Raw genomic sequence first — 7,150 nt, forward strand, 5'->3', positions numbered from 1 at the left:
CTCGTTGTGCGCGTTTTGGTGGTTTTGTTGTTGTCGGGTGCTGGGGGGGGGGGGGGGGGGGGGGGGGGTGTGGGGGGGGGGGGGGCGGGCCCCCCCCCCCCCCCCGCCCCTCGGTGGTTCGGTCACCCCGCCGCGCGCCCGGTGCCGGTGGGCGCGCCGGGGTGGCGGGTGAACGTGCTCAGGCGGCGGTGAACTTGACGGTGCGGTCCTTGTCGCCGGTCTTGTCCAGCACCGAGGCGATGGCGTCGGCGACGTCCTGCGGGGTGAGCACGACGGTCTGGCCGTTCTTCTTGACCTTCACCTTGTCGAACACACCGCTCAGCTGGCCGTTCAGCGCGTCCAGGTCCCACTTGGGCACGATCTTGCCGGCGGCGTCGGGCACCAGGGTGAGCGTCTTGGGGGCGGTCTTCGGGCCGAAGTCCCAGGTCTTGGCGCCGGCCACGATGTGGATCTTGCCGTTGACCGCGGACTTGCCGAGGCTGTCCGCGGCGGCCTGCAGGGCCTGCGGGGAGACCTTGGGCTGGGCGGCCGTCACGGTCAGCGCGACGGGCTGCTCGGACTTGCCCGAGGCGCGGTCGCGGTAGGCCTGCTCGACCTGGTCGACGGCGGACGCGGCGTCGACCGCCTGGCCGGCCCGGCCGGGCACCACGACGGGTTCGCCGGAGTCGCCGAACCGGACGTAACCCTCCTGGAGGCCCTGCCCCGAACCGGCGGCCAGCCCCTCCAGGGCGGCCTTGAGCTTGGCCCGGTCCACCTTGACCTCCGGCGGCACGGCCTTCTCGTCGCCCTTCAGCGAGGTGATCACGTCGACCGGGCTGTACGAGTGCTGGGTGAGCCGGTCCACGGTGGCCGTGGTGTCGAAGCTCAGCCCGGCGACGGCCGGGTCGAGGTCCAGCGCCTGGTCGCCGATCTTCAGCTTGACCGGCTGCTGGCCGGCCTTGCCGACCGTTTCGTCGAGCTGGTGGATCGCCTGGTCGCGGTTGCTGCCGCCGATGTCCGTGCCGAGCACCACGGTGCCCTTGGGGATGTCGGACTGGTTCAGCATCAGACCGGTGCCGTACGCGGCGGCGCCGAGGAAGAGCACACCACCGACGCCGTAGACGCCGAGCTTGACGAGCTTCTTGCCGCCGCCGCCCCGCTTGGCCTTGCCGGTGGCGGCCTTGGGGGCCTGCGGTGCGGCGGGCGCGGGCTGCCGCGGGGTCGGCGCGGGTGCCGGCACCTGGCCGGGACCGGCCGGCGTACCGGCCTCCGGGCCGCCGGGGTGCGGCCGGCCGGGGGCGGCGCTGCCGGGCCCCTCGCGCAGCTCGGCGTGCGGGTCGAACGGGTGCGTCGGCTCGCCCTGGTGGCCGGGGGCGCCGGGGAAGAGGCCGCCGGGGGCGGCGGTGCCGTACGGCTCCGCGCCGGCCGGGGGGCGCTGGGCGGCGAACGGGTCGGCGCCGGCCGGGGCCGAGGCGAACAGGCCGGGCTGCGGCCGGCCGTTCTGCGGGGCGCCGTTCGGCGACAGGCCGTGCTGGGCCGGGGCGCCGTGCGGCGTACCGGATATGGCGGTGGGCGGCGGGACGTCCTCGCGGATCGGCGCGAAGCCGTCGACCGAGGTGTCCTCCGGGTTCGCGGTGCCGGCCGGGCCGCCCAGCGGGTGGCCGGGGCCCTGCTGCGGGTGGCCGGCGCCCTGCGGCGCGCGGTGCGCCGCACCGGGGCCGGGCGTGAAGGGGTCGGGGGTGAACGGGTCCGCGCCGGGGCCGGTGGCGAACGGGTCCACCGGGGCGTCCTCGTACACGCCGGCCTCGTCCCCGAGGGCGTCCGGTCCGGCGCCGAAGGGGGAGGCGGGCGCACCGGTCGGGCGCGGTGCCGGGGCCGGCGCGGCGGCCTGCGCCGGTACCGGGCGGCCGTTCGGGCGGGCCGCTCCCTGGTCCGCGGGCCGGGCGGAGCGCGCGGCCTTCGGCCGGGCGCCGTTCGGGCGGGCTTCGGCGCCGGCGCTCGGCGCGTTGCCGGGGGCGGTCGGATCGGAGGGCGCGGCCGGGGCGCCGGCCGGGACGGCGGCGGGCTCCGCGGCCGGGCCCTTCTTCTGGCGCGGCCGGAACCACGCGCCGGTGGACTCCGACTCGGAGGTGGCGGGCGGGATCTCCCACTCCGGCGGCAGGTTCGGCGGGGTGGCCGCTCGCGCGCCGCCGTCCATCACCCCGAGGACGGGGGAGGCGGACGCGGCGGAGCGGTGCCGGGGACCGGCCGGTTCGGCGGCCGCGGGCGGGTTGTCCTCGCCCTGACCGTCCTCGTTCTTGACGGTGCTGCGGACCACCACGGGCGGGATCGGGCGTGAGCCCGGGATGTTGATCCGGACCCGGGTGGTCAGCGTGGTCTCGGTCTTCGGACCCTCGTCCTCGCCGTTCGACGCGGAGCCCGGGGCGGCACCGGCACCCGCGCGGTCGCCGCCGGGGAAGCCCGGTGTGCCGTAGGGCGGGGTGCCCGACGGGTAGGCGTCCGGACCCGTCCGCCGAGGCGTCGGGTGGGCGTTGTCAGATTCGCGGCTGCTCAATGCTGCTCTGCTCCGGGTTCGCGGGCGGGCCGTGCGGCGCGACCGCGGTTCGTGGTCGCCGGGCCTGGCGGGCGGCGGTCGGGTACGGCGTTCTGCGGCACCACCATACTGGGAAGAACTGAGCGGTGAACCGGTTCGGATAGAACCTGATACGTCCGGTTCCTCCGGTATGAGAGTACGGCCGTGTGGTCCTGACTGCGCGTCGTACGCGGTACCGTACGCGGCCCGCCGGGGCGGTCAGCGCGGTGGGCCCGGCACCCCGGGGAACCAGCTGGTCCGGGTCGGCAGGGTGGCGCAGATCACGCCGAGGATCGAGCCGACGAACAGCCAGGCGAGCGACGTGGCATTGGTCCAGAGCACATTGTCGCCCTCGGGGCGGGGCACCATGACCAGCAGCAGCGCCAGGAACCAGCCGGCCGCCGGCAGGGCCGCGCCGAGCCGGGTGCCGGTCACCCGAAGGCCCGCGTAGAAGGTGGCGCCGGTGGCGGCGAGCGCCAGCAGGACTCCCACGGGCGGCCACAAGGCCTGCACAAATGCTCCGCAGACCGACACCGCGATGCCCAGCAGGAAGAACAGGACATAGGCCGCGATCCGCCCGATTCGCGGGGGTTGCGGCTCGGCCAGCCGCTCGGCGCGGGTGCCGAGGACGGCCGCCGGGACCGACCGGCGACGGGCCTGCTGGGTGGCGGGCTCGGTCATCGGGCACTCTCCTCGGAGGTCTCGAAGGCGCTGTCCAGGCCGGCGAAGAGGTCGTCCTCCGGGAGCCGCGGCCCGGCCTGGCCGCGTACCAGCTGGTAGTACTCGGTGGCGACCAGCGGCTGGCCGAGGTCGTTGGAGAGCGTGAACCAGTCGTCGTGCACCGTGATCTGGGTGGCGTGCGCGGCCATCGCCGCCGCCTTGCGGCCGGCGAACGCCGCACCGTCCAGCACCGTGGTGATCACGGCGTCGTCCACCACGCCGGGGACGTCGGAGGGCTTCGCAGCCCCGGGCGACGGCGCCTTGGCGGCGGTCTCGGCCAGCCCCCGCTCGATCACCGAGCGGGGCATCCGGTTCCAGTACACCTTGGCGATCCGCCAGGCCGCGCCCAGCTCGGGCCGGTGCGCCGGGTCGGCGGCCAGCTCGTACGCGCGCATGGCCACCCGGTGGGCCTGGATGTGGTCCGGGTGACCGTAGCCGCCGTCCTCGTCGTAGGTGACCAGGACCTGCGGCCGCACCTCGCGGACCACCGCGACCAGGTGGCCGGCCGCCTCGTCCACGTCCGCCTGCCAGAAGCAGCCGGGTGCGTCGTTGTCGGGGACGCCCATCATCCCGGAGTCGCGGTAGCGGCCCGGGCCGCCGAGGAAGCGGAAATCGGCGACGCCGACCGCGCGCATGGCGTCGGTCAGCTCGCCGATCCGGTGGGGGCCGAGGGTGTCGTCCCGATCCGCCGTCAGGTGGGCCAGCTCCGGCGGGATCACCTCGCCGCCCTCGCCGAGGGTGCAGGTCACCAGGGTGACCCGGGTGCCCTCGGTGGTGTACCTGGCCATCGTGGCGCCGTTGCCGATCGACTCGTCGTCGGGGTGGGCGTGCACCAGGAGCAGGCGGCGGCCGGTAGTCGCGGTCATGGGACGAAGCCTAACGACCGCGTGCGGGGGGTCAGAGCTTCAGGCCGTTGATCATTCCGGCGAGGTTGCTGGTGACCTGGCTGATCGACGGCGCGATGGAGCTGGACGCCAGGTAGAAGCCCAGCAGTGCGCAGACGATCGCGTGCGCGAGCTTCAGGCCGGAGCGGCGGATCAGCACCACCACGATGACCAGCATCAGCATGGCTGCGGAGATGGACAAAGCCATGTCGGCTCACACCCCTTCTCGGGTGCGCCACCCCCTCGGGGAGGGCGGCGGTCGGGACCGTGCGGGACTTGCGGTCGGGTGACCGGGACCCGGGACGGGGCCGACGATCACGCGTTGAACCAGTCATACCCGATGAGTGAGGGGCTTATTACGTTCGGTGAGGCCTCGCGCGCCGGGGCATGGTGGCACGAACAGGGCGCATGGGCCGGTCGGAAGGGGTGCGGGCCCCCCGGGGGTGCCCCGGCGAACGATGCTCCGAACGAGTGATCACAATCCGCCGGGTGGTGGCGCGGGAACGTCATAGGGTCTGGTGCCATGACCTCCCACACCCCTGCGGACACCTTCCCGAGGCAGTACGCGCGCACCCTGCGCTACACCGTCGGCGCCCCCCGGTCCTTCTCCGTCGCACCCGACGGCTCCCGGGTCGTCTTCCTGCGTTCCCTCCCCCGCCCCGCCGCCGGACAGACCCCCCTCGGCAGCGACCGGGCCAACCGCCTCTGGACCCTCGACACCACCACCGGCGAGGAGCGGATCGCCGCCGATCCGGTCGCCCTGCTCGGCGGCGGCGAGGAGGACCTCTCCCCGGCCGAGAAGGCCCGTCGCGAGCGCAGCCGGGAGGGCTCGGCCGGCATCGTCGGCTACTCCCTGGACGGCGCCGGCGCGCTGGCGGCCTTCGCCCTCTCCGGCCGGCTCTTCACGGCCGACCTGGTCGTGGGCGCCACCGCCGAGCTGCCCGCCGAGGGGCCGGTGGTCGATCCGCGCCTCGCCCCGGACGGTGCCCACGTCGCGTACGCCAACACCGCCGGTGAGCTGCGGCTGACCCGGACCGACGGCACCGCCGACCGGGCCCTCGCGCAGCCCGACGGCCCCGGGGTGACCTGGGGCCAGGCCGAGTTCGTCGCGCAGGAGGAGATGAGCCGCGACCGCGGCTTCTGGTGGTCGCCGCAGAGCGACCGGCTGCTGGTCGAGCGGGCCGACGACACCCCGGTGCGCCGTTGGTGGATCGCCGACCCGGCCAACCCGGGCACCGAGCCCGCCGAGATCGCCTACCCCGCCGCCGGTACCGCCAACGCCCGCGTCGGCCTCTGGCTGATCGGCCTGGACGGCAGCCGGACGGAGATCGTCTGGGACGACGAGGCCTTCCCCTACCTGGCGCGCGTGCACTGGTCGACGGGCGGCGTGCCGCTGCTGCTCGTCCAGGCCCGGGACCAGCGCAGCCAGCGGATCCTCGGGGTGGACGTCGAGACCGGTGCCACCGAGCTGCTGGCCGAGGAGCGCGACGACGCCTGGCTGGAGCTCTTCCAGGGCGTCCCGGCCTGGACGCCGGACGGCAAGCTGGTGCGGATCTCCGACAGCGCGCACCCGGGGCAGGACGGCGGGGTGCGGGCGCTGGTGATCGGCGACCAGGCCGTCACCGGGGCCGACCTGCTGGTGCGCTCGGTGCTGGCGGTGACGGCCGAGGAGGTCTTCTTCACCGCCTCCGGCGGCGCCGCCGAGACCGACCCCGAGCCGGGCTGGATCGCGGTCGGCCGGATCAGCCACGACGGCAAGCGGCTCTCCTGGGAGGCCTCCAACGACCGGCCGTTCACCTCGGTCACCACGGCCCTGCACGCGGCCGGCATCACCGTGCGGGCCACCGCGGAGCCCGATCTGCCGGGCACGCTGGTCCAGGTCGCCCGGGACCTCCCGGAGGGTGTGGTGGTCGACGTCGTCGCCACCGTCGAGTCCTACGCCGAGACCCCGGTCCTCACCGCGCGTCCGGTCTTCCGCTTCGCCGGTGAGCGCCGCGTCCCCGCCGCCGTCTTCCTGCCCACCGGCTACGACCGCGAGCGGGACGGCCTGCTGCCCGTCCTGATGGACCCGTACGGCGGCCCGCACGGGCAGCGCGTCGTCCAGGCGCACAACCCGCACCTCAACTCGCAGTGGTTCGCCGACCAGGGCTTCGCGGTGGTCGTCGCCGACGGGCGCGGCACCCCCGGGCGCGGGCCGGAGTGGGAGAAGTCGATCGCCTTCGACTTCGCCGGTGCCACCCTGGACGACCAGGTGGACGCGGTGCGGGCGCTCGCCGAGGAGTTCCCGCTGGACCTCGGCCGGGTCGCCATCCGCGGCTGGTCCTACGGCGGCTACCTCGCGGCGCTCGCCGTGCTGCGCCGGCCGGACGTCTTCCACGCGGCGGTGGCCGGCGCCCCGGTGACCGAGTGGGAGCTGTACGACACCCACTACACCGAGCGCTACCTGGGCCACCCCGCCGAGCGGCCCGAGGTCTACGCGGCCAACTCGCTGACCGGTCACGCGGCCGGGCTGGAGCGCCCGCTGATGATCATCCACGGTCTGGCGGACGACAACGTGGTGGCCGCGCACACCCTGCGGCTCTCCTCGGCCCTGCTGGCGGCCGGCCGGCCGCACACCGTGCTGCCGCTCTCCGGCGTGACGCACATGACCCCGCAGGAGGAGGTCGCGGAGAACCTGCTGCTGCTCCAGGTCGACTTCGTGAAGAAGTCGCTCGGGATCTGAGCCGGAGGAGGGGGAGCGGGTGACGGTCCCTTCGGGGCGCCGCGGCCCGCCGGGCCGCGGGGCCCGTACTGCCGCTCCCCCTCGGCCGCGTGTGCCCGCACGGGGTCGATCTGTCCGGCCGCTGCCCGAGATGGTGGCACGGGGCTCCGACGACCGCCGGCGGGCGGCACCCGGGCCGGGCGTGGGGGGGGGGGGGGATACCACCGTGCAGAGCCCCGCCCGCGGGCCCCCCCCGCGGGCCGCGGGCGCGCCGGCGGCGGTGGTGGGGGGGTG

At 75.5% G+C, this 7,150-nt stretch carries 5 protein-coding genes; 1 reads left to right on the top strand and 4 read right to left on the bottom strand.

The window, feature by feature from the left end; genetic code table 11:
- Nucleotides 1-178: 178 nt before the first annotated feature.
- From ACFXHB_RS24080 to ACFXHB_RS24095, 4 genes are all read right to left on the bottom strand, one after another.
- Nucleotides 179-2,533 (bottom strand): peptidoglycan binding domain-containing protein, encoded by a 2,355-nt coding sequence (locus ACFXHB_RS24080; RefSeq protein WP_380576670.1) that lies wholly within the window; start codon nucleotides 2,531-2,533, stop codon nucleotides 179-181.
- Nucleotides 2,534-2,770: 237 nt separating this feature from the next.
- On the bottom strand, nucleotides 2,771-3,232 hold the full coding sequence (locus ACFXHB_RS24085; protein WP_380576671.1) for a DUF6113 family protein: 462 nt from the start codon (nucleotides 3,230-3,232) through the stop codon (nucleotides 2,771-2,773).
- Entirely contained in the window at nucleotides 3,229-4,137 is a 909-nt protein-coding gene (mshB, locus tag ACFXHB_RS24090; protein WP_380576672.1) for an N-acetyl-1-D-myo-inositol-2-amino-2-deoxy-alpha-D-glucopyranoside deacetylase, read from the bottom strand. The genes ACFXHB_RS24085 and mshB overlap by 4 nt, the downstream gene beginning before the upstream one ends.
- Nucleotides 4,138-4,168: 31 nt before the next feature.
- Complete coding sequence (locus ACFXHB_RS24095; RefSeq protein ID WP_030307746.1) at nucleotides 4,169-4,363, bottom strand: DUF2304 family protein; 195 nt, start codon at nucleotides 4,361-4,363, stop codon at nucleotides 4,169-4,171.
- 315 nt (nucleotides 4,364-4,678) lie between these two features.
- On the opposite strand from ACFXHB_RS24095, the gene ACFXHB_RS24100 reads away from it, so the two are divergent.
- Nucleotides 4,679-6,877, top strand: coding sequence for a prolyl oligopeptidase family serine peptidase (locus ACFXHB_RS24100; protein ID WP_380576673.1), 2,199 nt, complete (start codon nucleotides 4,679-4,681; stop codon nucleotides 6,875-6,877).
- Nucleotides 6,878-7,150: the final 273 nt, after the last annotated feature.

Source organism: Kitasatospora sp. NPDC059327, assembly GCF_042752535.1.
Taxonomy (GTDB): Bacteria; Actinomycetota; Actinomycetes; order Streptomycetales; family Streptomycetaceae; genus Kitasatospora.

Excerpts from the sequence above, each read along its gene's own strand:
- ACFXHB_RS24085 (WP_380576671.1), bottom strand. The coding sequence starts at position 3,232 with ATGACCGAGCCCGCCACCCAGCAGGCCCGTCGCCGGTCGGTCCCGGCG.
- ACFXHB_RS24100 (WP_380576673.1), top strand. The coding sequence starts at position 4,679 with ATGACCTCCCACACCCCTGCGGACACCTTCCCGAGGCAGTACGCGCGC.
- mshB (WP_380576672.1), bottom strand. The coding sequence starts at position 4,137 with ATGACCGCGACTACCGGCCGCCGCCTGCTCCTGGTGCACGCCCACCCC.
- ACFXHB_RS24095 (WP_030307746.1), bottom strand. The coding sequence starts at position 4,363 with ATGGCTTTGTCCATCTCCGCAGCCATGCTGATGCTGGTCATCGTGGTG.